The sequence below is a fragment of the Peribacillus simplex NBRC 15720 = DSM 1321 genome, assembly GCF_002243645.1.
Taxonomy (GTDB): Bacteria; Bacillota; Bacilli; order Bacillales; family DSM-1321; genus Peribacillus; species Peribacillus simplex.
Window position 1 is genome coordinate 2135758 of record NZ_CP017704.1, and the last position, 26348, is coordinate 2162105.

The 26348-nt window shown below is 41.7% G+C and carries 26 protein-coding genes; 6 read left to right on the forward strand and 20 right to left on the reverse strand.

The window, feature by feature from the left end; translation table 11 throughout:
* Window positions 1-28: 28 nt before the first annotated feature.
* Complete coding sequence (locus BS1321_RS10135) at window positions 29-1306, reverse strand: ammonium transporter (protein WP_063235749.1); 1278 nt, start codon at window positions 1304-1306, stop codon at window positions 29-31.
* A complete protein-coding gene (locus BS1321_RS10140) occupies window positions 1303-1659 on the reverse strand; it encodes a hypothetical protein (RefSeq protein WP_232522784.1) in 357 nt (118 codons plus the stop codon). Before BS1321_RS10140 ends, BS1321_RS10135 begins: the two co-directional genes overlap by 4 nt.
* Window positions 1660-1984: 325 nt before the next feature.
* Here BS1321_RS10140 and BS1321_RS10145 point away from each other — a divergent pair, with 325 nt between their 5' ends.
* The 5 genes from BS1321_RS10145 (at window position 1985) to BS1321_RS10165 (ending at window position 5315) form a co-directional block, all read left to right on the forward strand.
* Complete coding sequence (locus tag BS1321_RS10145; RefSeq protein WP_057278507.1) at window positions 1985-2188, forward strand: DUF1657 domain-containing protein; 204 nt, start codon at window positions 1985-1987, stop codon at window positions 2186-2188.
* A 384-nt stretch (window positions 2189-2572) separates the two neighbouring features.
* Complete coding sequence (locus BS1321_RS10150; protein ID WP_063235773.1) at window positions 2573-3025, forward strand: SpoVA/SpoVAEb family sporulation membrane protein; 453 nt, start codon at window positions 2573-2575, stop codon at window positions 3023-3025.
* Window positions 2994-4013, forward strand: coding sequence for a stage V sporulation protein AD (gene spoVAD / locus BS1321_RS10155; protein WP_063235747.1), 1020 nt, complete (start codon window positions 2994-2996; stop codon window positions 4011-4013). The genes BS1321_RS10150 and spoVAD overlap by 32 nt, the downstream gene beginning before the upstream one ends.
* 204 nt (window positions 4014-4217) lie before the next feature.
* Window positions 4218-4424, forward strand: coding sequence for a DUF1657 domain-containing protein (locus BS1321_RS10160; protein WP_063235746.1), 207 nt, complete (start codon window positions 4218-4220; stop codon window positions 4422-4424).
* 30 nt (window positions 4425-4454) lie between these two features.
* Window positions 4455-5315 carry a DUF421 domain-containing protein gene (locus BS1321_RS10165; protein WP_063235745.1) on the forward strand — a complete coding sequence of 287 codons (861 nt, stop codon included), beginning with the start codon at window positions 4455-4457 and terminating at the stop codon, window positions 5313-5315.
* Window positions 5316-5324: 9 nt separating this feature from the next.
* Here the strand turns inward: BS1321_RS10165 and BS1321_RS10170 are convergent, their stop codons facing one another.
* Entirely contained in the window at window positions 5325-5960 is a 636-nt protein-coding gene (locus BS1321_RS10170) for a YitT family protein (RefSeq protein WP_311620748.1), read from the reverse strand.
* Between the two features lie 393 nt (window positions 5961-6353).
* The gene (rlmD, locus tag BS1321_RS10175) at window positions 6354-7724 is read right to left on the reverse strand and encodes a 23S rRNA (uracil(1939)-C(5))-methyltransferase RlmD (protein WP_063235744.1); all 1371 of its coding nucleotides are present in this window, start codon (window positions 7722-7724) and stop codon (window positions 6354-6356) included.
* A gap of 188 nt (window positions 7725-7912) precedes the next feature.
* Between rlmD and BS1321_RS10180 the strand changes: the two genes are divergently transcribed.
* Window positions 7913-8131 carry a hypothetical protein gene (locus tag BS1321_RS10180; RefSeq protein WP_063235743.1) on the forward strand — a complete coding sequence of 73 codons (219 nt, stop codon included), beginning with the start codon at window positions 7913-7915 and terminating at the stop codon, window positions 8129-8131.
* Window positions 8132-8175: 44 nt separating this feature from the next.
* Here BS1321_RS10180 and BS1321_RS10185 read toward each other — a convergent pair whose 3' ends face one another.
* The 16 genes from BS1321_RS10185 to BS1321_RS10260 form a co-directional block, all read right to left on the reverse strand.
* Entirely contained in the window at window positions 8176-8751 is a 576-nt protein-coding gene (locus BS1321_RS10185; protein ID WP_063235742.1) for a GNAT family N-acetyltransferase, read from the reverse strand.
* A 62-nt stretch (window positions 8752-8813) separates the two neighbouring features.
* Window positions 8814-9728, reverse strand: a complete 915-nt coding sequence (locus BS1321_RS10190) for a diacylglycerol kinase (protein WP_063235741.1) — start codon at window positions 9726-9728, stop codon at window positions 8814-8816.
* Window positions 9729-9908: 180 nt separating this feature from the next.
* Window positions 9909-10835, reverse strand: coding sequence for a LiaF transmembrane domain-containing protein (locus tag BS1321_RS10195; protein ID WP_063235740.1), 927 nt, complete (start codon window positions 10833-10835; stop codon window positions 9909-9911).
* The gene (locus tag BS1321_RS10200; RefSeq protein ID WP_063235739.1) at window positions 10832-11905 is read right to left on the reverse strand and encodes a hypothetical protein; all 1074 of its coding nucleotides are present in this window, start codon (window positions 11903-11905) and stop codon (window positions 10832-10834) included. Before BS1321_RS10200 ends, BS1321_RS10195 begins: the two co-directional genes overlap by 4 nt.
* Window positions 11898-12365, reverse strand: coding sequence for a hypothetical protein (locus BS1321_RS10205; RefSeq protein WP_063235738.1), 468 nt, complete (start codon window positions 12363-12365; stop codon window positions 11898-11900). Before BS1321_RS10205 ends, BS1321_RS10200 begins: the two co-directional genes overlap by 8 nt.
* A complete protein-coding gene (locus BS1321_RS10210; protein ID WP_063235737.1) occupies window positions 12362-12904 on the reverse strand; it encodes an RNA polymerase sigma factor in 543 nt (180 codons plus the stop codon). The genes BS1321_RS10205 and BS1321_RS10210 overlap by 4 nt, the downstream gene beginning before the upstream one ends.
* A 166-nt stretch (window positions 12905-13070) precedes the next feature.
* Entirely contained in the window at window positions 13071-14498 is a 1428-nt protein-coding gene (gene gatB / locus BS1321_RS10215) for an Asp-tRNA(Asn)/Glu-tRNA(Gln) amidotransferase subunit GatB (protein ID WP_063235736.1), read from the reverse strand.
* A gap of 12 nt (window positions 14499-14510) precedes the next feature.
* Window positions 14511-15971, reverse strand: coding sequence for an Asp-tRNA(Asn)/Glu-tRNA(Gln) amidotransferase subunit GatA (gene gatA, locus BS1321_RS10220; protein WP_063235735.1), 1461 nt, complete (start codon window positions 15969-15971; stop codon window positions 14511-14513).
* 12 nt (window positions 15972-15983) lie between these two features.
* Window positions 15984-16274 (reverse strand): Asp-tRNA(Asn)/Glu-tRNA(Gln) amidotransferase subunit GatC, encoded by a 291-nt coding sequence (gene gatC, locus BS1321_RS10225; protein WP_063235734.1) that lies wholly within the window; start codon window positions 16272-16274, stop codon window positions 15984-15986.
* Window positions 16275-16654: 380 nt separating this feature from the next.
* A complete protein-coding gene (locus tag BS1321_RS10230; protein WP_063235733.1) occupies window positions 16655-17824 on the reverse strand; it encodes a CamS family sex pheromone protein in 1170 nt (389 codons plus the stop codon).
* A gap of 11 nt (window positions 17825-17835) precedes the next feature.
* Window positions 17836-19842, reverse strand: a complete 2007-nt coding sequence (gene ligA, locus BS1321_RS10235; RefSeq protein ID WP_063235732.1) for an NAD-dependent DNA ligase LigA — start codon at window positions 19840-19842, stop codon at window positions 17836-17838.
* A 103-nt stretch (window positions 19843-19945) separates the two neighbouring features.
* The gene (gene pcrA, locus BS1321_RS10240; RefSeq protein WP_063235731.1) at window positions 19946-22192 is read right to left on the reverse strand and encodes a DNA helicase PcrA; all 2247 of its coding nucleotides are present in this window, start codon (window positions 22190-22192) and stop codon (window positions 19946-19948) included.
* Window positions 22193-22253: 61 nt separating this feature from the next.
* Entirely contained in the window at window positions 22254-22937 is a 684-nt protein-coding gene (gene pcrB / locus BS1321_RS10245; RefSeq protein ID WP_063235730.1) for a heptaprenylglyceryl phosphate synthase, read from the reverse strand.
* 224 nt (window positions 22938-23161) lie between these two features.
* Complete coding sequence (locus tag BS1321_RS10250; protein WP_034306094.1) at window positions 23162-23476, reverse strand: YerC/YecD family TrpR-related protein; 315 nt, start codon at window positions 23474-23476, stop codon at window positions 23162-23164.
* 26 nt (window positions 23477-23502) lie between these two features.
* On the reverse strand, window positions 23503-24540 hold the full coding sequence (locus BS1321_RS10255; RefSeq protein ID WP_063235729.1) for a DUF3048 domain-containing protein: 1038 nt from the start codon (window positions 24538-24540) through the stop codon (window positions 23503-23505).
* A gap of 43 nt (window positions 24541-24583) precedes the next feature.
* Window positions 24584-26329 (reverse strand): adenine deaminase C-terminal domain-containing protein, encoded by a 1746-nt coding sequence (locus BS1321_RS10260; protein WP_081113073.1) that lies wholly within the window; start codon window positions 26327-26329, stop codon window positions 24584-24586.
* Window positions 26330-26348 lie beyond the last annotated feature (19 nt).

The window sequence follows — 26348 nt, forward strand, 5'->3', positions numbered from 1 at the left end:
ATCTTGATTCTATCTTGTATTATAGTCATTACCTTGTCAATTCTTCATCCTGCTTATAGTAGTCCTCGACCTTGATGAACTCCGGCGAGGTATGTGTGGCCATGATGCCATGATAACTGATATCCAATCCGAGTTCTTCTTCTTCTTCAGTGGATCTGATAGGCAGCCAAACATTTATAATTTTAAAAACGAACCATGTCAATGTAAAGCCCCAGATGCATAACACCACTAATCCTAATGTTTGAACTCCGAGCAAATGCCATCCCCCACCGGCGAACAATCCGTTTTCAGTGGAGAAAAGCCCTACCGCTATCGTACCCCACATCCCTGATGCCGCATGAACAGGAAAGGCGCCAACCGGATCATCGATTTTTCGGGTTTCCAGCCAATTGGTCGCAGCTAACATCAACATTCCAGAAACTGCTCCAATCAACAATGCCGAAAGATCACTAACGAATGCACAGCCAGCCGTAATCCCGACAAGACCTGCAAGTGATCCATTGATGACGGAAGGTGCATCCGAGCGTCCATATCTAAAAAGTGTATAAAGCAAGGTCGCCGCTCCCCCTGATGCAGCTGAGAGCATCGTGACAATTGCAATATGGCCAATGCGTCCATCAGTAGCTTGCAAGGTGCTTCCAGCATTAAACCCAAACCAGCCAAACCATAAAAGAAATGCCCCAACAGATGCCAGTGGGAGATTGCTCGGCAGTGAAATGGAGCTAGTCCCCCGTGAAGTGAATTTTCCTGCTCTCGGCCCGATTACAATGGCGGCCGCAAGTGCAGAAAAACCGCCTAGTGCATGTATGACTGCTGACCCTGCGAAGTCCTGCATGCCCAACACGCTTAACCAGCCACCACCCCATACCCAGTGACCGGCAATCGGATAGATGATTGCCGTCATCATTACTACAAAAATAAGATACGCCCGAAAATTGATCCTTTCTGCAACGGCTCCCGAAACGATGGAAACGACCGCGATGACGAATGCCCCTTGAAATAACCAAAATGCGTCGATGGAAATCGTAAGGTCTATATGCGACAAATCACCTTTCAGCAGAAAGCCGCTTGCTCCAATAATTCCAAATACATCCGCTCCATACATTAAGCCAAAACCAACGACGAAATAGCAAAGCGTTCCGATCGTAATATCAGCAAAAACCTTCATGATGATGTTCACATTATTCTTCGTACGGACGAACCCTGCCTCCAATAAAGCAAACCCGCCCTCCATCAATAGAATCATGGCTGCTGTCAGAACCACCCAAATCGTATCCAAGCCAGCGTTTAACGTTTCTAGAGTCATCTTGGGGTCCCCTCCGCTTTCTGCCAGGCCATTATTTCTTTAATGATGTCTGATGGTAAATTAATTTCCCGTTTTTCCGGTTCAGCTTCAAGTAAACCGATCATCTCATTTAAAAAAGCGACCTTCTGTTTTATTTTCTCGATTTGTTTATATCTATCTTTAACATTCACCAAATGCTCAACGGCCTGGTGATGACTTGGAGCACGCCCTGTAAAAAAACGTTTAAATGGTGATAGGGATTGATACCAAGCTTCCTCAGCTCTTCGTTTTTGCTCATATTTATGAATTTTACCTTTGATCGATTCAATTTCCGACTCCTGTTTGCTTTTATGGAATAGCAGTCCTTTTATCACTTCTTCAGATGAAATTTCAAAAACAACTCTACTATATAAATCATCCCTAATATAAATGTCATATCACCTCACGTAATCACGTTATGTTTTCTATAATTATATTTATAATTCTGAATTCAGTCAATAATTAAACAATAAAAACGATTTGCACTACGAATAGATCCGATTTTAACAATGCTTCTGCCTGTTCCCTTTCCATTAATCAAACGTTTGATTAATGGAATGAGCTAGTCACTTGATTCAATTCCTAGAGAAATTTGGAAGGTATAGATAATCATTTTTTCCTTACTCTAATAAGGCAGTTCCATACTAAGGAGGTTCATATATGACAGTAATAAACGATGTCAAAACAACTATAGCAGGGCTAAAAAGCGCTCAAGCGAGCTTTGAAACCTTCGCCCTTTCCACAGATAATGAGCAAGCCAAACAACTATACCAACAAGCTGCCCAACAAACACAAACGATTGTGGACAGCATCACTCCCCGCATTGAAGAGATTCAAAACGAGGAACCTCAATATAAACAATAATCATTCATATAAAAAAGGTTGGTTAAAGCAACCAGCCTTTTTTATATCTTTCAATCCATAAGGAGAATAAAATTTTCATTCCTTTTTCTAAACGTTTTTCTAAACGTTTTTATGTAAGACAGGATTTTCGAGAGTCAGACGGCTATTATAAGGGACTAGTCTTGAATATACCATAGGGTTACATACCAGCAATCCAATTGACCGAACTGCGGGCAATCAAGCCTAAAGCTAATGGAAAAGGACGAAGTCGCGGATGTAAAAGCTATGAATTGCATACGCTTAAAAAACATCGAATTTGATTGACAGGAACTTTAAGAAAGACCTTAATAAAAGGATTTCAAAAGGATAAAGCCTTATTGAATGAATGGAAGAAGTGATGCGAGGATGTTAAATGATACAAAGAAAAAGCTGACTCCTATCCAACAGGAACATCAGCAAGTTCAAACTCAATTGGAAATTAAAATGTCAGTAATGACCGGCTGTATAATTTACACGATCGGACAAGTCATTCCCAATTTTCATATCCTTTACCATGACTTCACGGACCTGACAGCTGGAAACCCCATGGCAGGAATATTAATATTCATTGCTATGCACCGGATTTGGATGTATGACCGAATTGGCCGCTTTGTTCCGCTTACAGGTTTCGGCAATGCCGCTATATCCGCAGCCATAGAATACCGGGCAGAAGGTTTCGTTTTAGGAGATGGCTGTAATATATTCAAATTGGCTGAATCATTTATGTTATTCCTTGGTTTTATCACAACACTGGTAATGACTATACTCATACAATGGGGGGTTTATAATGCTTACGGGGCATCGCACATGGGTGTTTGATCAAAAGCCTGTCATCATCTCCACAGGAACCGTTGGCGGTCCATTTGAAGCAGACGGTTTGCTTGCGGATGATTTCGATCTTCTCCATTCCGATTTATGGATAAATCAGGATACTTATGAAAAAGCACATAAAGTCTTATTGGAAGAAGCAAGTACAAAAGCAATCGAAAAGGCGGGTCTTCAAAAGGAACAGATTCAATTTTTTCTTGGAGGCGACCTTATCAACCAAATAACACCTACGAGTTTTGCCTGCCGAACACTAGGAACACCTTATCTCGGCTTATTTGGTGCCTGCTCCACCTCCATGGAGGGACTGGCTCTTGGTGCATACCTTGTCAATACCAAAGGGGCAGAGTACTTATTGACAGGAGCATCAAGTCATAACGCCGCAGTAGAAAAGCAATTTCGCTACCCAACTGAATACGGAGGGCAAAAACCTCCAACAGCCCAATGGACCGTTACGGGGGCCGGCGTAGCTTTATTAAGCAGTGCCGGGGAAGGTCCAAGGGTCACATCAGCTACGATAGGCCGTGTCATTGACATGGGATTGACTGATCCTTTCAATATGGGAGGTGCAATGGCCCCGGCCGCTGTGGATACGATTGAAGCCCATTTAAGAGAACGGAACCTCGACCCATCCTATTATGATTTAATAGTGACCGGGGATTTAGGAAAAATTGGACATGAAGTGTCATTGGAATTATTTAAAAAACATAATACTCCGATTAAAGAAGAGCAATATAAAGATTGCGGTTTAATGATATACAGGGAAGGTCAACCGGTCCTGTCCGGGGCAAGTGGCCCTGGATGTTCCGCAACCGTTGTTTATGGTCATTTGTTAAATCGCATGAAAAAGGGAGAGATTAAACGATTGCTCGTCGTGGCTACCGGTGCCTTGTTATCTCCCCTATCCTTTCAACAAAGTGAGACGATTCCATGCATTGCCCATGCCGTATCGATCGAATATGGCGGTGAACCACAAACATGATTTAATTGTGTAATCTGGCAGATGTTTGATGTATTCAAACACACGCCTGCTCAGGATGAACATTCGTGGTTGCTGAGATTGTTTCCGTACCTTCGCGGATACGGAAACGCATGCTGGCATGTTTGAAGTAACCAGTGCCAGAATAAACAGCCACGGGATGTTCCGGGAGATTATTTTTAGACCTAAGGATAAGGAGGATGCTATATGACGATAGCTTCTAATGTAAAACAATGTGTCTCTAGCCTGAAAGGAGTTGAAGCAGGCTTATCCAGCTTAGCACTCCGGACTCAAGATGAAGAATCTAAACGCATCTTGCATGAAACGATGCTGGTGGTGAATGAAGTTATGAAGGATGTACTGAAGCGCGTGGGGGAGTTAGAACGGGAAGAACCACAATATAAAGGTTTTTAAAAACAATGATCAAGCAGGAGGTGTTTGGTAATGCCGGATTGGATAGAAATTCTTTTGCGTTCATTATTCTTTTTAATTGTTCTTTTTGTAATCACGAAAGTGTTAGGTAAAAAACAATTATCCCAGCTCTCCTTTTTTGAATATGTAACGGGGATAACCATTGGTAATGTTGGGGCGGAATTAGCTACGAAGGTCGAAGGCAATATTATACATGGTGTACTGTCCATCCTCGTCTTTGCCATAGCACCCTTCATTGCAGGTTCAATATCCTTAAAAAGTAAAACGTTCCGTGATCTTGTGGAAGGAAAAGCATCGGTTTTCATCAAAGATGGCAAGGTCATGGAAGACAATTTAAAAAAAGAGAAATATACCATCGATGAATTGTTGGCATTGCTCCGAAAAAAGGATGTCTTCGATATCTCAGAAGTCGAGTTTGCCTTATTGGAAGCCAACGGGGATTTTTCCGTAATGTTAAAGAAGCAAAATCAACCTATAACAGCTAAAGACCTTAACCTGTCAGTGGCTGCAGTAAAGGAGCCACAAACCATCATTATGGACGGTAGCATACTCGATGAACCACTTTCAACGATTGGACTGAACCGAAATTGGCTTCATACTGAACTGGATAAGTTGGGGGTAATCCTCGAGAATGTTTTTCTTGCTCAAGCTAATTCTAACGGAGAATTAACTGTGGACCTTTTTGATGATAAACTTAAAGTTCCTTCTCCTCAAGAAAAACCTCTTATGCTCGCGACCTTGAAAAAATGTCAAGCAGACTTAGAGTTGTTTGCACTTGGAACGGAATCAAAGGAAGCTAAAGAGATGTTTAGCAAAAATAGCGAAAAGCTGCAAAAGGCAATAGATGGCGTAGCCCATATCTTAAGGAACTGATCACTATATTCAATCCCTCACTTTCATAAGCGAAGTGATCAGTCCAATGATGATAATCGTCACACATGAAAAAAGAAAAATTTCAATACCTAAAGTGAATGCTGCAGCTGAAATGATTAGTGTATCTATGACGATAATCGCAAATGCAATATCCATGGAGGTAGATTTTGCGATGATTTTGGCTAACATATCCGTTCCCCCGCTGCTTGTCTCATATCGAAGCATGAGTCCTATGCCCATCCCTATGATGGCACCGCCAATCAAAGAGCTTGTTAGTATCGAAATGGAAAAGACCTTTTTCAGTGGATTTAGCCAATCCATAAAAAGGGATGTCAAAAGCAATCCGTGAACGCTGCTATAGAAAAAAGGGCGTTCATAGTACCAAGCATATAAAAATATAGGAATACTAAGGATTAACATGGATAGCCCCGTTTGATAACCAAAGAAATAATGAAGGATGAGTGCAATCCCAATAACGCCGCCATCTATTAAATGATGAGGAACTAAAAAACCATTGATTCCAATACCCACCAAAAAGCTACCAACAATTACAGCCACCGCTTTTTGAAAATTAATAAAATCACCTTGCCTCCCAATCATATATTCCTTAATATATGTCCAAGTCAGAGCGTCAAGAATATACATGCAAAAAAAAAACCCCTTCCCTTTACTTCAATTTAACTACGTGAAAAAGGCCCTGGTCATTTAGACCGAAACCCACAGTTTGTAGACAGAAAACGTATCTTTCATCAAAATGATGTTCCCGAACCAACTGACCCAAAGCAACACCTTCAACTACTCAGGTATGGTTTCTATCTAAATGTTATAACAAAGTTTATTGGAGGCGAGACTCCAGCGGGAAAAGCGCTACCAGGGAGAGCCCGCAGTAACAAGCAGAGGGCGGACGGCCCGTGGAAAGCGAGTGCCTGCAGTGGAAATCCCATTGTACAAGCCATAAAAAAACTGTAGGCAAACTCGATTTTCATCGGGTTTGACTACAGTCTGAGGGCCCGGTCATTTAGACCGGGCCCCATTCCATTATTTCAACTCTAATAACACTACATTTTCAACATGTGTCGTCATTGGGAACATATCGACAGGTTGGATATCAACTGCTTTATATCCGCCTTCTTCCAAGATATGAAGATCACGCGCTAGAGTGCCTGGGTTGCATGATACGTATACGACTTTGTTAGGTTTCATCTCGATGATCGTATTCAGAAGGGATTCTTCACAACCTTTGCGAGGCGGATCCACAACGATGACATCCGCAGTGTTGCCCTTTTGATACCATTCAGCAATAACGTTACCTGCATCGCCAACCATGAATTCTGCATTTGAGATTTCATTCAATTCAGCGTTGCGGCGTGCGTCTTCTATCGCTTCTTCGACCACTTCGACTCCGATTACTTTTTTCGCTTTTTTAGCTAAAAATAAAGAGATGGTTCCAATGCCGCAATAGGCATCTATCACAGTTTCTTCACCCGTCAGCCCAGCATAGTCAAGAGCTTTATCATATAGGACTTTCGTTTGATCTGGATTGATTTGGTAGAAGGATTTTGCTGAAATCGCAAATTTCACATCACCGATCATATCATGGATCACTTCGTCGCCCCATAGTAAAGTCATTTTATCGCCTAAGATTACATTCGTTTTCTTGGAATTCACGTTTTGGACTATGGATTTAACTTGCGGAAGACGTTCAACGATTTCCTTCACGATGCTTTCTATGAAAGGGATACTATTCGTTCTTGTCACGAGAACAATCATTAATTCGTCTGTTTGCTTGCCATAACGGGCCATGATGTGCCGCAATACACCTTTATGTGACTCTTCATTGTAAGCAGGGATACCAAGTTTACTGAAAATCTCTTTAACGACTTGAACGGCTTCATTGATCACTTCATTTTGGATGATGCTTTCTTTCGTTTCAACAATTTCATGTGTCCGCGGTTTGAAGAACCCTGCTATTAGCTTGCCATCCTTTTCACCAACAGGAACTTGAGCTTTATTGCGATAATGGGTTGGATTCTCCATCCCGATGATAGGGTGAACCTTCACATCCTCCAGTTTCCCGATGCGTGTCATCACTTCACGTACTTGCTTTCCCTTGAATTCCAACTGTCCTTCATAGCTCATGTGCTGCAGCTGACAACCACCATATTTATGGTAATCTTCGGTCGTGACCTCAACTCGGTATGGACTGTTTTCGATAATCTCGATCAAGCGTCCGAAGCCATAACCCTTATTAGCCTTCATCACTTTAATTTTTGCTTTTTCACCAGGAAGGGCGCTCTGAACAAAGATTGGGTAGCCATCTACTTTAGCGACGCCAGCCCCTTCATGTGTTAAATCTTCAAATAAAACCTCTATAATATCATTTTTAGCAACTGGTGCTGTTTTTTTCATATCATCTTCTCTTTTCTTTTTTATGCTAGCCTGTATTTTACCACAATAGAGGCCTTGCCACAAAACCACTCACAAATTTACCCTGGTTTTCATAAAAATATAGTGAAGGAATTACGGATTTTTCATAGTTCCATGAATAAAAATTCAATAAAAAAAGAAAAATAAGGAAAAACAGATGAGGTGAGAAAATGGGTTTATTTAACTCTATATCAGCCTGGAATGCTACAAGGTTAGAAAAACATCGAGCAAGTATGGAGCAAAAAGGACTCTGTCCGGATTGTTACGGACGCGGATACAGCTCCTTCGTACCTACGGAATATCATTTTTCCGATATACACGACTGTCCCGGCTGTAATGGCTCCGGAGCTTACGCTGATTGGGCAGCCATGAATGGGCAGCAAATGTAATTGCATCCATCGCAAAATTTCAAATAACTAAAAAGGACCCCCTGTTAAACAGGAGGTTCTTCTATTTCTTTTACCATATAGCGAAATTCATGGCCGCTAATCGAAATGGTTTTCATTTCGATATATCCTAATCTGCTATAGAGACGATTCGCCCCTTCATTTTCATTTTCAACGACTAAAGAAACCCTTGGATACCCCTTATTTTTAGCGTATCCCTCAACATATTGAATCAGTGCACTACCAATTCCTTTTCCTTGAAAATTCGGGTCAACGGATACTGTATCCAAATAAAAGTCTTTCATTTCCGCTTCCTTATCGAGTGTAACGCTCGGGTCTTTCATTTTCATCCTTAATTGTTTCACTATCGGTTCATCCAAGCTTTCGGCATCCTTGCCATGGTAAGCAATGATCAATCCAGATACTTGTCCTTCATGTTCACTGACGAAGGTATTTTCATAGCTGATCCGATTTCCACTTTTCCTGAACAAATCGGCAAGAACGGAAAGTACTCTTTCTTCTTCCGTTTCACCTGTCAAAACCTCTGCAATTTCCTTAATCGCTAACCGGGTCAATATGGCTGACTTTTCCGCATCTTCCGGTGTCGCTTTCCTGATATACATGTTTGCAATTCCCCTTGCTTCATTAAACTGAAAAGGCCACCAGAATCAGTGGCCTTTTCACCCTATTTATTTGCCGGATCGTCCGGCAGTATTCCTTGCGGGATGAATACATCAAAATGGCGGTACTGATTTACGAATTCAGCTGGGGCCATCCCGCCAAATTCCCCATCCAAGTTAAGCATCATGTCGTTTTTGGCCTGGACTTTAATTCGATTGGCTTTTTCATAAATGACGTTTTTATCATGGATATGTTCACCGCGCATTGCCAATGTTGCGACACGGACAATATCAGCGAGGTTGGCCTTTTTCAAAATAAGCAACGTGAACATACCATCATTCAGAGAGGCGTCAGGAGCCAGTTTCTCGAAGCCGCCAACCGAATTCGTGTTAGCCACCAAGAAAAGCATGATCTCTCCTTCAAAAAGCTTTCCATCATATTCAATAGAAACTTCCGTCGGTTTAATTGAAGGTAGCATTTCAATTCCTTTAATATAATACGCTAGCTGACCAAGCATGGTTTTCAGCTTGATCGGCACGTCGTAGGTCAATTCGGTCAATCTGCCCCCGCCTGCAATATTGATGAAATACCTATCGTTCATTTTCCCAATATCGATCGGCATCGTATGCCCACCGGCAATAATTTCGGCTGCCCCTTCGATTGACTTCGGTAAATGCAGCGCCCGCGCGAAATCATTGGTCGTTCCCGTCGGAATGATTCCTAGTTTCGGACGTTTCTCTGCAGTGGCCAGTCCATTAACAACCTCATAAATCGTACCGTCGCCCCCTGCTGCAATAACTATATCATAGCCGCGTTCAATCGCTATCTTAGCAGCGTTCGTCGCATCCCCAGCACCGGTCGTTGCATGTGCAGAAGCTTCATAACCAGCTTCTTCAAGTTTCGCTAGCACACCTGGCAGGCTCTTCTTAATGGCTTCCCGGCCCGAAGTCGGGTTGTAAATCAACCTTGCTCTTTTCATTTCCCATCATCCTTATACATATTGATTCCATAATTTACATCTTAATCCTTCGTTACATGAAAAGCAATATTCGAAAAAAAGAGGACCGTATTTCGGTCCATATCTTTTGCATTTTACTAGAAATCTTATCAGGGAAAATTATAATGCTTTTTACAATTTTATTCTAGTAAATGATTTCAATCATGGATATTGAACATTCAAGTTAAATGCATCGGTAACCGTTAAAGTATGTTTCCCTTTTCCAATATTGAATATCCCATTCTTTTTAACAGCGCCTTCTTCACTTGTTTCTTCTTTCACTTCAGTCATCTTCCAGCCGTTCTCAGGTCCTTCAAGTTCCTCGACCCCTCTAGCATCTATCTTGATATCACTATTATCCTGAAGGAATACACTTAGATTTCCGCTGTCCTTCACACTCCAGTCATTCAAGAGCTTTCTAGGCTTCAGAACAAGATCGGTACTTTTACCGTCTATCTCCACGGCCAACTCAGCAGGGATTATTAGAGTTGCCTTAAGATTCATTGTACCACTGTCCAAAAGTCCATTTTGAATCGGCAAATCCTTGAAGCTTATATAAAGCGTATCACCATTTCTCTCAACGAGTAAATAATCTTCCGCCTTGTTCAACAACGAATCCTCATCTTCCATTACCCGCTCACCATATGTTCCAAAAATGGAAACTTCCTCGCCCTTACCACTCTCAATTGTCAATGGGTATGGGCCAGGGTCCAGGACAACTCTCTGTATGCCTTTCCCTGCCTTTTGATTAAAACCAGGCAAATTGACCGTTTTCTCTTCACTATTCACGGCAGCCCTAACTTGATCCATCAATCCGCTTGATGTTAGCAGAATTAAAACTATCCCAGTCGTTCCAAGCAATCCCACGAAAAGAATGCTAAGAATATCATACTTTACAAAAGAACTTTCTTTTCTGGAAAAATATATATAGAAAAGAATCTCTGCACCCAAGATAATGAATAGCAATGGCCACCATGATAGCAGAATCGTCGTCAAATTCATATCCGCAATTTGAGAAACCAGTAAAACCAATCCCAAACCAACCAGGGAGATTCCCATTGAAATCGTTCCGACTCTCCATGTTCTCATTTTGTCTCCTCCTTGACTCTCCCTTTTTTACTTCCCGACAGCAATTTGATTCCCCCGCCTATAAGAAGGATGCATACCAGTCCTTTTTGAAAATAATCTCTAAACCAATATTCTAAGTTTCTTCCAATCCATTCATCTAAATAAGGAGCAATGGCCGGGACGATTATATTACTAGCGAGGAAATAGATTCCAAGTCCCACTAACCCCAATCCTACCCATTTTTGGTGATTGACCATCCCCGAAATGATGGGGACATCTTCAACTGGACCCTCTTCCATTTTCGAGGCCTTTTGCAATCCATCAAAAAAACTATAAAACCAGATAATCGGAATAAGGAAAAAGAAGAAACCTAAACGGAGTAAATCCAGTATGTAAATGGCGAATAAAAAGCCGGCCATCAATTGAATCCCACGTTTTTGCAGCCCCAAATATAAGTGACCTGCACCAGGAAAAATAGCGAATAAAGTCGCGACCGATTTACTCTTCTTCCCGGATTCCCGTCTCTCCTCGAAATCTTCCAAAACGGTCCGATCGATAAGCTCCTCACCCCTTTGCTTTTTATTGAGCTGTTGAACAGAATCAAAAAAGCTGTAAATCCAAATAACAGGCAATAGTGCCATGAATATTAACAGACCTTCCATCTGTGTCATCACACTGATGAAAATCACCATGATGCCAAGGCCTAAAAAGCCGATGAGAAAAATGAGTCCCCGATTCATGAGGCCCAGCTGAAAGTGCCCTAACCCTGGAACGAATGAAAGGATGATTACATAAAATCTTTCCGCCTCCGGCTGCTGATCTGCCATTTCCTCCACACCCTCTTCACTTTTAGGCTTCCTCAGTGAGGTGACCACCAAATCAAATATACTGATGAAATAAAACACCATTCCAATAATGGAAAAAGCCAGAAACGCATCAGATTGACTGATCAACGAAAGAAAAAGACCTCCAAGCCCCAATCCAGCTGTGGCAAGAAAATAAAATAACCCTTTATATTTCCTTCCTAGGTAAAAATGTCCGAAACCTGGCAAAAATGATAATAAAAAGGCTAATACCGGACTTTTATTCATTTCTAAACCCCTCCTTATTTTTCTTTTCGATAGAGTCCATCCAATTAAATGTTTTATCAATAAGTCCATCGGTTAAGGACTGCGTTTCCTTTTCGCTGCTTGATTCGACAGAATCCACGTATTCTGTCAATGATTGAAATACTCCGCCTGCCATTAATAAAATCGTAAAACCGGCCGCGATCAAGTAATGTTTTGTGATCGTACGAAGTGATTTCTCTTTTCTGTGTTGCTTAGCCTCTTCAACAGAGGCGCTTTTCAGTCGGCTAATCGATTCCATGACAGGACCTGCAATATCAAACCCTTCAATGTCCAGACTGTTTTCTTCTTTTTCCATCGCTTCCATATAGGCGGACAAACACTTGTCACAGGAGTATAGATGATTTTCATATTCAATTTTTAGAGCCTCTGGTATTTCATCTGCCAAATATACAACCCATTCTGCTTCAGGAACATGATTCATGAAAAATCCTCCTCTTTCCAATGTTTTCTCATCCAATTTCTTGCCCGATATAGCTTTACCTCCACAGATTTCACTTGAATCTGCTGTTCCTCTGCAATTTGCTTGAATGTCTTTTCCTTTATGTAATAGCCATATACAACGTCCCGGTATCCCTCTGGAAGGTCATTCAGCTTCCGTAATACTTGCTTTCGCCTTTCATTCCGAAAAAATACTGCCTCGACATCATCAGTTAAACCCAAATTAGCTTCCGATGAATGTTCCTCCTGCAATTCTTCCTTTTGGCGTTCCCTCTTTCTCTTTAAATCGATTGCATGATTGACCGCAATTCTGGTAATCCAAGTTTTGAAACCTTGGTTCTTATATTGAGGAAGAGAAGTATAGATTTTGATAAAGACTTCCTGGGTAACATCTTCAGCATCCTTTTGGTTCCGCAAGACGGAATAGACGGTTCTATAAATCGTCTGTTTATAATTTTCAATCAACATTCGGAATGCATGATCATTCCCAGCCCTTACCTTCTCAACCAACTCATCCGTCACTTCTCTTCCTCCTTTCCTGTTAAACTTTCATGTAATAGACGACACAAAAAGGAGTTACCCCTACAGATAACTCAAAAAAAACAAAAATTATTTTCTCCTTTTTCACAGTAAACGCTTTTCTTAATCAAGAGAAAACCGTACCACTTTAAAAGTGATACGGTCAATATTAACGTTTATTGATTTCTTCCACCAAAATTTTATTAACAAGCTGTGGATTGGCTTGTCCTTTTGTCGCTTTCATGATCTGTCCGACAAGGAAGCCGATTGCCTTTTGTTTACCGGCTTTAAAATCTTCAATCGATTGCGGGTTATTATTCAATGCTTCTTCAACGGCTGTACGCAATGCGCCTTCATCGGAAATTTGGACTAGTCCCTTCTCCTTGACGATCGTTTCAGCATTCCCGCCGTTTTCAATCAATTCTTTGAAAACTTTTTTGGCAATTTTAGAAGAAATCGTGCCATCTTCAATCAGCTTGATCATTCCAGCCAACGATTCAGCAGTCAATTTGACATCATGCAGCTCTTTACCTTCTGCATTCAAGAAAGCGGAAACCTCACCCATGATCCAGTTAGATGCTAGTTTTGCATCAGCGCCTGAAGCGACTGTCGCTTCAAAGAAATCAGCACTTTCTTTCGTTACCGTTAAAACGGCTGCATCATATTCCGGTAAGCCAAATTCTTCGACATAGCGTTTTTTTCGTGCATCCGGAAGTTCCGGAATCTCGGCAGCAATACGCGCTTTCCATTCTTCATCGATATGGATTGTCAATAAGTCCGGTTCCGGGAAGTAACGGTAATCATCGGAGCCTTCCTTAATTCGCATTAGTACCGTTCTGCCTGTAGCTTCGTCGAACCGGCGGGTTTCCTGTTCGATTATGCCGCCTTCATTCAAGATTTCCGCTTGTCGGATTTCTTCATGCTCCAACCCTTTGCGAACGAAGTTGAATGAGTTCAAGTTTTTCAATTCGGTTTTCGTACCGAATTCTTTTTGGCCGACAGGTTTCAAGGAAATGTTTGCATCACAGCGAAGTGAGCCTTCTTCCATTTTACAATCGGAAACGCCGGTGTATTGAATGATGGATTTCAACTTTTCCAGATAAGCATAAGCCTCTTCCGGGGAAGTGATATCCGGTTCGGATACGATTTCAACAAGAGGCGTACCTTGACGGTTATAATCACACAATGAATAGTTCCCTTTATGTGTCAGCTTTCCAGCATCCTCTTCCATATGAATGCGGGTAATGCCAATTTTCTTTTTCTTGCCGCCCACTTCGATTTCAATCCAACCATGCTCACCGATCGGTTGATCGAACTGTGAAATTTGATATGCTTTAGGATTGTCCGGGTAAAAATAGTTTTTCCGGTCAAATTTCGTAATTTCCGCCACTTCGCAATTCAGGGCAATCGCAGCCTTCATTGCAAAATCAACAGCCTTTTTATTGACGACAGGCAATACACCTGGGTAGCCTAGGTCAATTACAGTCGTGTTACTATTTGGAGCGGCACCAAAATGATTTGGGCTCGCTGAGAAAATTTTAGAATCCGTTTTTAATTCTACGTGTACTTCTAGACCAATCACCGTTTCAAAGTCCATTATTTTCACCCCTTACAGCTTAGGAAATTGTTTATGAAAATCTGTTGCTTGCTCAAATGCGTGAGCCGCGCGATAAATCGTGCTTTCATCAAAATGCTTCCCAATCATTTGCAGTCCAAGCGGAAGCCCATTCGCTGCGAATCCACATGGCACTGATATACCTGGTACACCAGCAAGATTGACTGGAATCGTCAAGATATCATTCGCATACATCGTTAATGGATCGTCGACTTTTTCACCAATTTTAAATGCAGGTGTAGGTGTAGTCGGCCCAACGATGACATCGTATTTTTCAAAGACATCTTCAAAGTCTTTTTTGATTAATGTACGTACTTTTTGAGCCTTTTTATAATAAGCATCATAATAACCGGAACTTAAGGAGAACGTTCCAAGCATGATACGGCGTTTCACTTCGTCACCGAATCCTTCTGCACGGGTTTGCTTATACATTTCGATAAGAGTCTCTGCATTATCTGTACGATGTCCGTAACGCACTCCGTCAAAACGTGAAAGGTTAGCCGAAGCTTCCGATGAAGATAGCAGGTAATAGGCAGCTAAAGCATATTTGGAATGCGGCAAGGATACCTCTTCCCATTCAGCTCCAAGCCCCTCTAATACTTTTAATGCTTCAAGTACGGAATTACGTGCTTCTTCCCCAACGCCTTCACCAAGATATTCTTTAGGCACAGCTATTTTCAATCCTCTAACATCGCCTGTTAATGAATTCACAAAACTCGGCACGTCAACTTTAGCAGAGGTCGAATCCATTGGATCTACACCTGAAATCGCTTCAAGCAAATAAGCGTTATCTTCAACCGTTCTTGTAACTGGCCCAATTTGGTCCAATGAAGACGCAAATGCTACTAGTCCGAATCGGGAAACCCGTCCATATGTAGGTTTTAAGCCGACAACTCCACAATATGCCGCTGGTTGGCGGATCGATCCACCCGTATCGGAACCTAAAGAGAATAGGACTTCACCGGAAGCGACAGATGCAGCTGAACCACCCGAAGAACCGCCTGGCACATATTCCGTGTTCCAAGGGTTGCGTGTTGCCTGAAATGCGGAATTCTCATTAGAAGAACCCATCGCAAACTCATCCATATTCAATTTCCCTATCGTAACCGTTTCTGCTTTCTGTAGCTTTTGAACAACGGTTGCATCATAGATTGGATCAAAGTTCTCCAAAATTTTGCTCGCACAAGTCGTACGCAAATTTTTAGTGACAATATTATCCTTCACTCCGATTGGCATACCAAATAAAGCGCCTTCGTTCTCGCCTTTTACCAATTGATCATCCAATCGTTTTGCTTGATTGCGGGCGTTTTCTTCATCAAGTGTCAAAAATGCCTTCACCTTGTCCTCTACTTGTCCGATTCGCTCATACGATTCGTTAACAAGGTCAGTGACACTTATCTCTTTCTTATGTAAGCGTTCATGAAGCTCAGAAACCTTTTGTTCGAACAACGACATCATTGTCCCTCCTTATTCAATTATTGATGGTACACGGATATATCCTTCTTTGCTATCCGGTGCATTTTTAATTACTTCATCTACTGGCAATCCCGGTTTTGCGACATCTTCGCGCATAACATTCTTCATATCCAAAACGTGAGAAGTCGGGTTTACTTGATCCGTATCAAGCTCATTCAACTGCTCCGCGAATGAAATCATTTGGTCAAGCTGATGCTGAAACTGTTGTGCTTCTTCTTCCGTAATAGCCAAACGAGCCAAATGGGCAACGTGTTTAACTTGTTCCATAGAAATACGTGACATTCTCTTCACCTCCGAAAAAATATCCAAATCGACTGAATTTCGTCGCTTTTCTCCATATAATCATCGTTTAAATCATATCAAACTATTACACAGTAAAGCAACAAGAGATACAATGTCGAAATTCAATTATTTCATAAGGAAAAAGAGATATTTTCCGGGAAATATGGGAAAGTTGCCGAAATTTCCGGGGAAATGACAATAAGGCCTTTAAAATTCGACAAATGTTCCCTTTTTAAAGTATTTGCTTCCTAAGATGGAAGGGTTTACTTTCTCCTATATATTTTTGTTCCTGGTTAAGGTTATTTTGAAATTTACAAGAAATAGATTCCAATTTTAAAGTGGGTCGCAAAAAAGATGAAGCCGTTAAGCTTCATCTTTTATCATTCGTATATATGCACGGTTGGTTCGTCCTGATTTGCTTCACGGACTATGAGCGCTTCAGGTCCATTTACAGAGGTAATGGATACCTGTACGGCAATATAGTTCGGGAAACGTTCCATTACAAGCCCAGCAACATATTGGGTAAAGCCGATGGCTTCCGAGTTCCCATAAAATTGAATGGGGATATCGATGTTCAGACTTTGCAGTTGATCATCCATATAGAACGCCCTCCCGATGACTCCGTTAAAGTTAGGGAAGTATTCTTCGACATCTTCTTTAAAGTTCGTGAAAGTATTGACGTCATCACGGTATTTTTTTTCAGCACCAGCTGAAGGAAATAGGAAATACTCTTCGTCCAAGTCCGTCCATTTTCCAATGTTGTCAGAGTTTTTATCGATATTTGTATAGGAAATGAAATTCCCAGGGACTACTGAAGATTTTTCATTTTGCTCGAATAAGGCAATCGTAATCGGAACATTTTTCAGCTTGTCCTTTTTACGCAGCCTTTTTAAGACTTCTGCAGCAATTTTCTCCCCTTCTTGCTTTAGCTTATTACTATCGATTTTCTTTTCATAGGTGGCACCGTATGCTTCTTTTTGATAGTAATGCACTGAATTCAGCGCAAGACCTATTACAACTCCGCCAAGGCTCACTGAATTATCTTTTGTTTTTACCAAGTAATTATGTTCTAAAACATGGGCAAGATAGATCGGATTTTCTTGATTCCGCTTATCAATGTCACCTTTACCTGGATCAACCGGATTCAAGCCAAGATTCTTTGAGGCTTTCATGTCCTTCTCTTTCAACTGACTATCGGTATATTTTCTGTTCAGCCAAGAAGATATCTCGGAACTATCTAGTATTTGCCCCTCTTGAAACAGGTAATCTTCCGGGTCGAATTGGGTTTGGGCCAACCTCATCAATCCATTTTCGAATTCTTCAATGTCATATCGGGTATTTAGATTGGATACGACCAAACCGCGTGCTTTTGATGGTTCAAACGGTAGGATTGTTTGATAATATTCTTCCGAAATTTTATACTTCGGAATAATTGCCGTTTCTTTTTTGTCTTTGGAGTCTTGAACTACCTCTTGCTTATCCTCAAAACTAGGCGCACATCCAGCAAGAAGCAGTATAAGAATCATCCCCAAAATAGAGTGTTTCCTCATAGCTACACCTCTTATTTATTTAGTTCCTCAATCAGTCTCTCTTCATCCCATACCATGACGCCTAGGCTTTCAGCTTTTGCCAGTTTGGAACCGGCATCTTCGCCAGCTACGACCAAATCGGTTTTCTTGCTGACACTTCCAGCAACGTTAGCTCCTAGCGCCTCTAATTTCTCTTTTGCTTCGTTACGTGTTAACTTATGCAGTTTACCCGTTAAAACGACTGTTTTACCAGAAAAAACGGAGTCGATATCTTCAATAGCAACAGCTCTTGGGCCTTTGAAAGTAAGATTTACACCAGCTGCATCCAACTCATTCAGTAATGCATGTACTTCTTCCAATTCAAAATAGGCTACGATGGAATCGGCCATCTTATCACCTATTTCATTAATGGCCGTTAGTTCTTCACGGCTCGCCTTGCTTAATGCTTCCATCGTCCCGAATTCCCTCGCAAGTGTCTTGGCCGCTTTTGAACCAACATGGCGAATGCCCAGCCCGAATAGTAATTTTTCCAACGAGTTGGTTTTCGAAGCTTCGATTGCTTGAAGAAGTTTATTGACGGATTTATCCCCCATCCTTTCCAAAGCAATCAGTTGATCGTATGTAAGCTTATAAATATCAGCCACATCTTGAATGAGTTCTTCTTTAAACAACAAGCTAATCACTTTTTCACCAAGACTGTCTATATTCATTGCTGTACGGGAAACAAAGTGAATCAAGCCCTCCCGTATTTGTGCAGGACACTTCGGGTTGATGCAGCGTAAAGCAACCTCCCCGTCCAGCCGAACAAGTTCACTGCTGCATTCCGGGCACTCAGTCGGCATCTGGAATTCGACTTCTTCCCCTGTACGGCGCTCTGCCAGTACATTGACCACCTCTGGAATGATATCACCGGCCTTTTTCACGACCACTTGATCTCCGATTCTGATGTCCTTTTCACGGATTAAGTCTTCGTTATGAAGTGAAGCTCGCTGCACGGTCGTACCTGCTACCCGAACGGGATCCAAAACGGCGGTCGGGGTCAATACACCCGTACGGCCAACATTCAGCTCGATATCCCTTAGGGTTGTAATGACTTCTTCAGCTGGGAATTTATAAGCAATGGCCCATCGCGGACTTTTTGCAGTAAAACCTAATTCATCCTGCTGTTCAAGGGAATCCACCTTTACGACAATTCCATCAATATCAAAGGCTAAGTTTGGACGGTGTTCCGTCCATTCTACTATATAGGCCAGTACTTCCTCTATATTCGAGCATGTTTTTCTTTCCCGATTCGTCTTAAACCCGAGCCGATCCAATAAATCCAAACCCTCACTGTGGGAACGGACCCCTGTTTCCCCCAAATCGGCAATCGCATAAAGGAAAATATCCAAGTTCCGTTTCGCAGCAAGTTTTGGATCAAGCTGCCTTAACGAACCGGCAGCTGCATTTCGTGGGTTTGCAAATGGTTCCTCACCGCGTTCTTCCTTAGCCTTATTTAATGATTCGAATGATTTTTTTGGCATGAAGGCCTCACCGCGCACTTCTATGGCAACCGGCTCCCGCAACTTCAATGGAATCGACTTGATCGTTTTCAAATTAGCGGTAATATCTTCACCGATCGTTCCATCTCCACGGGTTGCCCCTCTTACGAAATATCCATTCTCATATTGAAGAGTGACGGCAAGTCCATCAATTTTCAATTCACATACATAGGAAAAATCGTCACCTACAGATTGTCTGACCTTTCTGTCAAAATCCAGTAAGTCACTTTCATTGAAGGCATTGCCTAAACTAAGCATCGGTGTGGTATGCTCCACTTTTTCAAACATATCCAAAATGGCGCCACCGACCCGTTGTGTCGGTGAGTCCGCCGATTGCAGTTTAGGAAATTTCTCCTCATACTCAATAAGTTCACGGAGTAGCCGATCATATTCAGCATCAGGTACTGATGGCTGGTCCATCACATAATATTCATAGCTGTATTGGTTCAATAACGTTTGCAGTTCTAGAACTTTCTTCTCTGCAGCTTGTAAGTCCATACGTTCAATCCTTTCTAAAGAAGACTCCACCGCACTTCTTATAGAAGAGCGGTGTCTAAAGTCAGATATCCCTATTCTTTACCAGTAGAAACATATTAATAGCTTATGCTTTTTCAACTGGTGCAAATTTCGCCAATAGACGTTTGATGCCGATTGGACTTGGAAAGGCAATATCCAGTTCCTTCCCTTCGCCTTCCCCTTTTACGCTCACCACGGTTCCTATCCCCCATTTTTTATGGGATGCACGGTCGCCGACAGCCCAGCCGATCTCTTCACCGCCCGTTGCGGATGGTGCAGAAACAGCTTTTCCAAAGGCAGGCACTTTTCTTGTGGAAGCTGTTGAAGGAGATCCGGTTCTCGAAGAACTGAAAGGTGTTTGCCTAGCTCTAGGAGCCGGTTTCGGTTTTAGATCTTCAAGAAGTTCCTCTGGTATTTCACTGATGAATCGTGAAACTGGATTCATGCTCGTCCGTCCATACAATGTCCGCATTTGGGCATTGCTTATGAATAGTTCATTTTCAGCCCTTGTAATTCCAACATAAGCCAGACGGCGTTCTTCTTCCATCTCCTCTTCATCCATGAGCGAGCGGCTATGAGGGAAAACACCTTCTTCAAGACCCAGTAAAAAGACTACCGGATATTCTAGTCCCTTCGCAGAGTGAAGTGTCATCAGCGTTACAGTGTTTGTAGCTTCTTCGGAATTCTCATCTAGTTGATCTATATCTGCAACCAATGCCAGATCCGTTAAAAAGCCCACCAATGATTTGTCCTCGCTGCTATCTTCGAATGCTTTCGTAACAGATAAAAACTCATCTATATTTTCAAGCCGGCTTTGTGATTCAATCGTTTTTTCTGCCTGCAGCATCTCACGGTAACCGGTTTTCTTAATGACTTCCTCCACCAGTTCCGTCACGGATAAGTACTCCTGCTGATTTGTATAGTTAGTGATCAGCGTATGGAATTCCCTTGCCGCTTTGGTAGCCTTCCCGCTTATCCCTACCATTTCCACAGATTCGAGTGCTTTATAAATGGAAACATCATATTGATCTGCATAATCTGCCACTTTGTCCATTGAAGTTGCACCAATTCCGCGTTTTGGTACATTGATTACACGGCGGAGACTGATGTCATCATCAGGATTCGCAATAAGGCGAAGATAGGCAAGTAAATCCTTAATCTCTTTACGGTCATAGAACTTGGTTCCGCCGACTATTGCATAATTTATATTGGATTTAAGCAGAACTTCCTCCATGACACGTGATTGTGCATTTGTTCTGTAAAGTATTGCTATATCGGAATATTTCCTGCTACCGCCCTGAACTAACTCATTTATCTTTCCAGCTACAAATTGTGCTTCCCCTTGCTCATTGTCTGCACGGTAATAGAATAACTTATTGCCATCTGCATTCTCAGTCCAAAGATTTTTCGGCTTACGGTTTTGATTGTTACCGATGACCTTATTCGCCGCTGCTAGAATCTTTTTCGTCGAGCGGTAATTCTGCTCAAGGAAAATCATGTTGGCATTCGGATAATCTTTTTCAAATGAAAGGATATTCGCAATATCCGCACCGCGCCAACGATAGATCGATTGATCGGAATCCCCGACAACACAGAGATTACGGAAGCGTGAAGCCAGTAGTTTAACAAGCATGTATTGAGCCCTGTTCGTATCTTGGTACTCATCAACATGAATGTATTGAAATTTACGCTGATAATATTCAAGCACCTCAGGTACGAGCTGGAACAATTGAATCGTCATCATGATCAAATCATCGAAATCAAGCGCTGAATTTTTACGCAGCCGTTTTTGATATTCCGTATATACATCGGCAGTTACTTTAGTGAAGTAATCAGAAGCCGTCTTCAGGTACTCTTCCGGCCCGACCAATTCATTTTTCGCTGAACTGATGCTACCCAAAATGGCACGGTAATCATATTTCTTTGTATCCATATTACGATCTTTCATAATTTGTTTTATGACCGATTGCTGATCCGTCGTATCCAATATCGAGAAGTTCCTATTAAATCCGATACGGTCGATATCTCTTCGTAAAATGCGGACACACATCGAGTGGAAAGTTGAAATCCAGATATCTTCGGATGCACCGCCAAGTATGGCGCGGATCCTCTCCTTCATCTCACGGGCCGCTTTGTTGGTGAACGTGATTGCAAGGATGTTCCATGGCGCTATTTCCTTCTCGACCATCAAGTAAGCTATTCGGTGAGTCAGCACACGCGTCTTTCCACTTCCTGCCCCAGCCATGATTAAAAGTGGGCCATCAGTTGATTTCACTGCTTTTTGTTGCTGTTCATTCAAACCTATTAATAATTTTTCCGCTAAATATTGCATTATCACACCACCTATACGAACATTCGTTTCTGTTTTAGTATACTATATTTATTACATGTTTTCATTTAACTGCCGAAACTGTTGCAAGTGCCACCTTCAAATCTTCATAAATCACGTTGCCGACAACGATGACATCCGCAATCTTAGACATCTCTTTGGCCTGTTCAACCGATTTTATCCCACCGCCATAGAATAGTACGGTATCCTCCAAACTCTCTTTGGCGGCTTCCACCATCTGGACATCGCCATAATCACCGCTGTATTCCAAATAAAAAATCGGCAGGTTGAACATCTTTTCAGCCATCATCGCGTATGCACCCACATCATCCATATCCAAATCAGTATTGGCTTTCGTCAATTGGGCCGCCTTGCACTCTGGATTCAGAATACAGTACCCTTCAACGAAAATTTCATCCCAATTTAAAAGGTATCCGTATTCCTTGACTGCTTGCTGATGCAGTTTCATCATCCAATCCGGGTTTGTGCTATTCAGGACACTCGGAATGAAATATAAATCAAACCCTGGTGTCACCGTTTCAACAGAGGAAATTTCCATCACACATGGAACGGTATATCGTCTGACACGTGCCATTAAATGAAGCACATTCTCAAGCGTGATTCCATCCGTTCCTCCGACCATGATTGCATCAGTACCGGATTCACAGACTTTCTCAAGGGCCTCATCACTTATTTCTTTATTTGGATCGAGTTTGAAAACATGTTTCCACTCGCGAAAATCGTACATTATAATCCTCCATTCACACTTCCCATTACACCATTATAGCATTAAGATTTTTCATTAAAAAAGAGAAGTATCGATAAAATGTTATTACCAAATGGAACCTCTGAATCTAAATTCCAATATAACACGGATACGGCTGAAAGACAGCCGGCAAAGAAAAAGTGATGGACCCCCAAAATAAAAAGCCGGGAAATGAATTCCTCGGCTTGTTATTATAATCGATAGAATTAAGATTCAGTTGTTTCCTCAACGTTATCCTTAATACGGTTAAGTGCCATAGAATAAGCATCATTTCCGTAATTCAAGCAGCGTTTGACCCTGGAAATCGTAGCCGTGCTTGCACCCGTTTCCGTTTCAATTTTATGATAGGTTTTACCTTCTTCAAGCATGCGGGCTACTTCAAGACGCTGTGCCAGTGATGAAATTTCATTGACTGTGCATAAATCATCAAAAAATCGATAGCATTCGTCTAAATCACGCAAGGAAAGGATCGACTTAAACAGCTGATCCGTTTCTTTTCCCCTTAACTTATCAATTTGCATGTTACTCCCCCTCTATTTCATGGGTATCAAAATGAGACGTCTCCTACTAAACCAGGTTCATCCGGAATAATATTGACCCAGGTTTTACCTGGAATCAATCCTACTTCTTCTTCGTTTTTCACTGGTATAATCCGACCATCCTTATTAACCCATTCTACTTCATTCGCTTTTCCTTTTTGAAGTAAATAACCTTTTCCGCCACTTTTCAAGTCGATTTTACGACGCCCTTTATCGTCAATCACTTGATGAGCAGCCTCAATGATCAATATATTATCAAGTAAAATAGGTTTATTCGATTTATGTTCGACTGTTTGCTCTCCATTCGAATAACGTTTATATTTCTCTTCCGTTGCTTCGTATTCATACTGTACATCATACTCGTCTGATCCGTAGGAAATCTCGGTTTTCAATGCCGGTTCCCCTTGAAGGCCAGCCTCTTCTTCCTTTGTCAGGAAAGTATAAGGCTCCGGTGCACCATTCAACTCATATCCCTTTTCCTTCGCGCCTTTTTGGATATCCTCAAAGGAGATGTAGGAATTATGAGGTGCTTTTCGATCTGCCGAACGTTGAAACAAAGTACCATCATAATATAATCCGTTCAAGTTATCAATATACCCTTTGTCCAGCATGGTTTTTGCCTCGGGGCTATTCCCATGACACACATAGATGCAATCCATGCCTTTAGCCAATTCGATATAATAGTCCCTTGCACTCCGAATTGGACCAATTTGGCTTGGCATTTCACTTTGGAAGATAGCTAAAAATCTGGTTATGTCACCTTCTGCGAGCATTTCGTAGACGATATCGGCTTCTGAGAGGCCCGATTGCGGGCGTGCTTCCGGATGATTATTAACCATCACTGCTGCAGCCCTTTGCTCACTGCCTTCATCGGTGGCTATACCTGTAAGTGGAAACTTATTGGAAGGTTCATTTTTCACATCTGTATTTTTGATGACAGCCTGGTCTTTCGGCTTACTGTCATCCGTTGCAGGGTTTTCTTTCGTCGAACAGCCTGCCAGCAGTAAAATAGCAATAACGATGAAAAGAACTCTCTTTAAATTCATCTTTCCACTCCTCTGATTTATTAGCCATTTCTTCTCTTATATTTTAACGCATTATAGTGGGAAAGAGTATAGTTTTATTCATAACATCATATACTCCCCGCTGGGTTAGCCTTATATATGGCAGATGGGTTGTTGAAAAGAATGAAAGGGTGTACACAGGATCAGCGAAGCGATAACCCCTCTCACGCAGCAAAGTTTTCAATTCATTTTCCTCTTCAATCAGTTCAGGAACCTCCTTGGTGGACATGACTCCCTTTAATTTCAGAGGAAGTTCATGAATCACATTTCCGTGTTCCGTTAAAACGATTCCACCGCCAATCTCCTTCAGCCGGTTAAATGCCAAATGCATATCCTTTTTCCTTTTACCGATTAGTATGATATCTCCTGTATTTGTATAAGAGCCAGCAAAGCCACACAATTTATCCGCAAACCCTTTTAATATCGTATTGATGCGCCATTTCCCTTCCCGGTCAATAAGCATGAAAAAGCATTCATCATCCTCAAAGTTCAGTTCTTCATGTCCAACATCATTGGCAAGGGAGTACGGTTTCGTAATTACATTATTGACCAATTCAATCCCAAACGGCATGGAAAATTCAAAATCTTCCTTTAAACTAAGCTCCCAATCAAGATCTAGTGGTTTAAAATCGAAATCACTCCATTCGATTTCCTGTTTATCCGGAATGATTTCACCATCCCTTTTAACCCATTTACCTTTTGCCATTACCGAAACCGGTGCAGGTTCCTTTACATCGGTCAGGAAGTTGATGTTCGCTACCCTTCCAGTGGCAATATTGCCATGAAGGTACTCAATGTTATAATATCGTGCAATGTTGATAGTTGCCATATTGTATGCATCGATGACCGGAACACCATGCTCTATCGCTATTTTAATCAAGCAGTCTATGAAACCACCTTCATAAAAGGATGGCGGCGATCCATCTGTCGTATAAAAGAATTTGTCATAATGATCAATGCCCAGTTCATGGATTTCCTGTATCATTTTTGGAAGATCCGGCCGGATCGAAGAATGTCTTAAAGATACATAATAGCCCTGCAGCAAGCGCGACATGACTTCATCACCTGTCATTGCCTCATGATCACAATCGGCGCCGAACAAGGTCATTTTTGCTAAAGTCTTCTCTGAAGCACCTGGAAAATGTCCTTCTATTTTCTTCCTCATTCGCTTGGCTTCCTGAATCCAGTGCAACATCATGTCATCCCCATCGAGAAGCTTCGGCCATCCAGTCAGTTCCCCGCCCTGTAATACGGCATCATGCTCCAGCCATGATTTAACGGCCCCATGGGAAAAGACCATGTCTTCATCTATCAATTCCGTTTGTCCGTCAAAACGGCTCCACCAATACATTGTTACAGGAATGTTACGTAATTCTTTCAAAAGAGAAAACGCTTTCTTTTTATCTAACTGCAATAGAAACGGCAAGTTATCATTGATCAATGTCGTTGTGCCAAAATGAGATGCATAACGTGAAAAAGAAAGGGGATTATATAATTGAGAAGGGTGTGAATGCGGCTCAATATAACCCGGGACTAAGTACTGGTTTGTACAGTCTACCATTTCACAGCGGTCTATATTATCAGGAAGTTTATCGCCAACATATATGATGCGATCATCATATATCCATATATTCGCTTTTACCCACTTTCGTAAAGCCTGATTTAAATAAGTCGTATTTTTAAGCAGAATGTGTGGTGCCCTATTGCCATCCAGCACATCTATATGTTCTCTTAGATGCTTATTTTTCCATCTATAGCGCTGTTCAAGCATTAAACATTCCCCCATAATT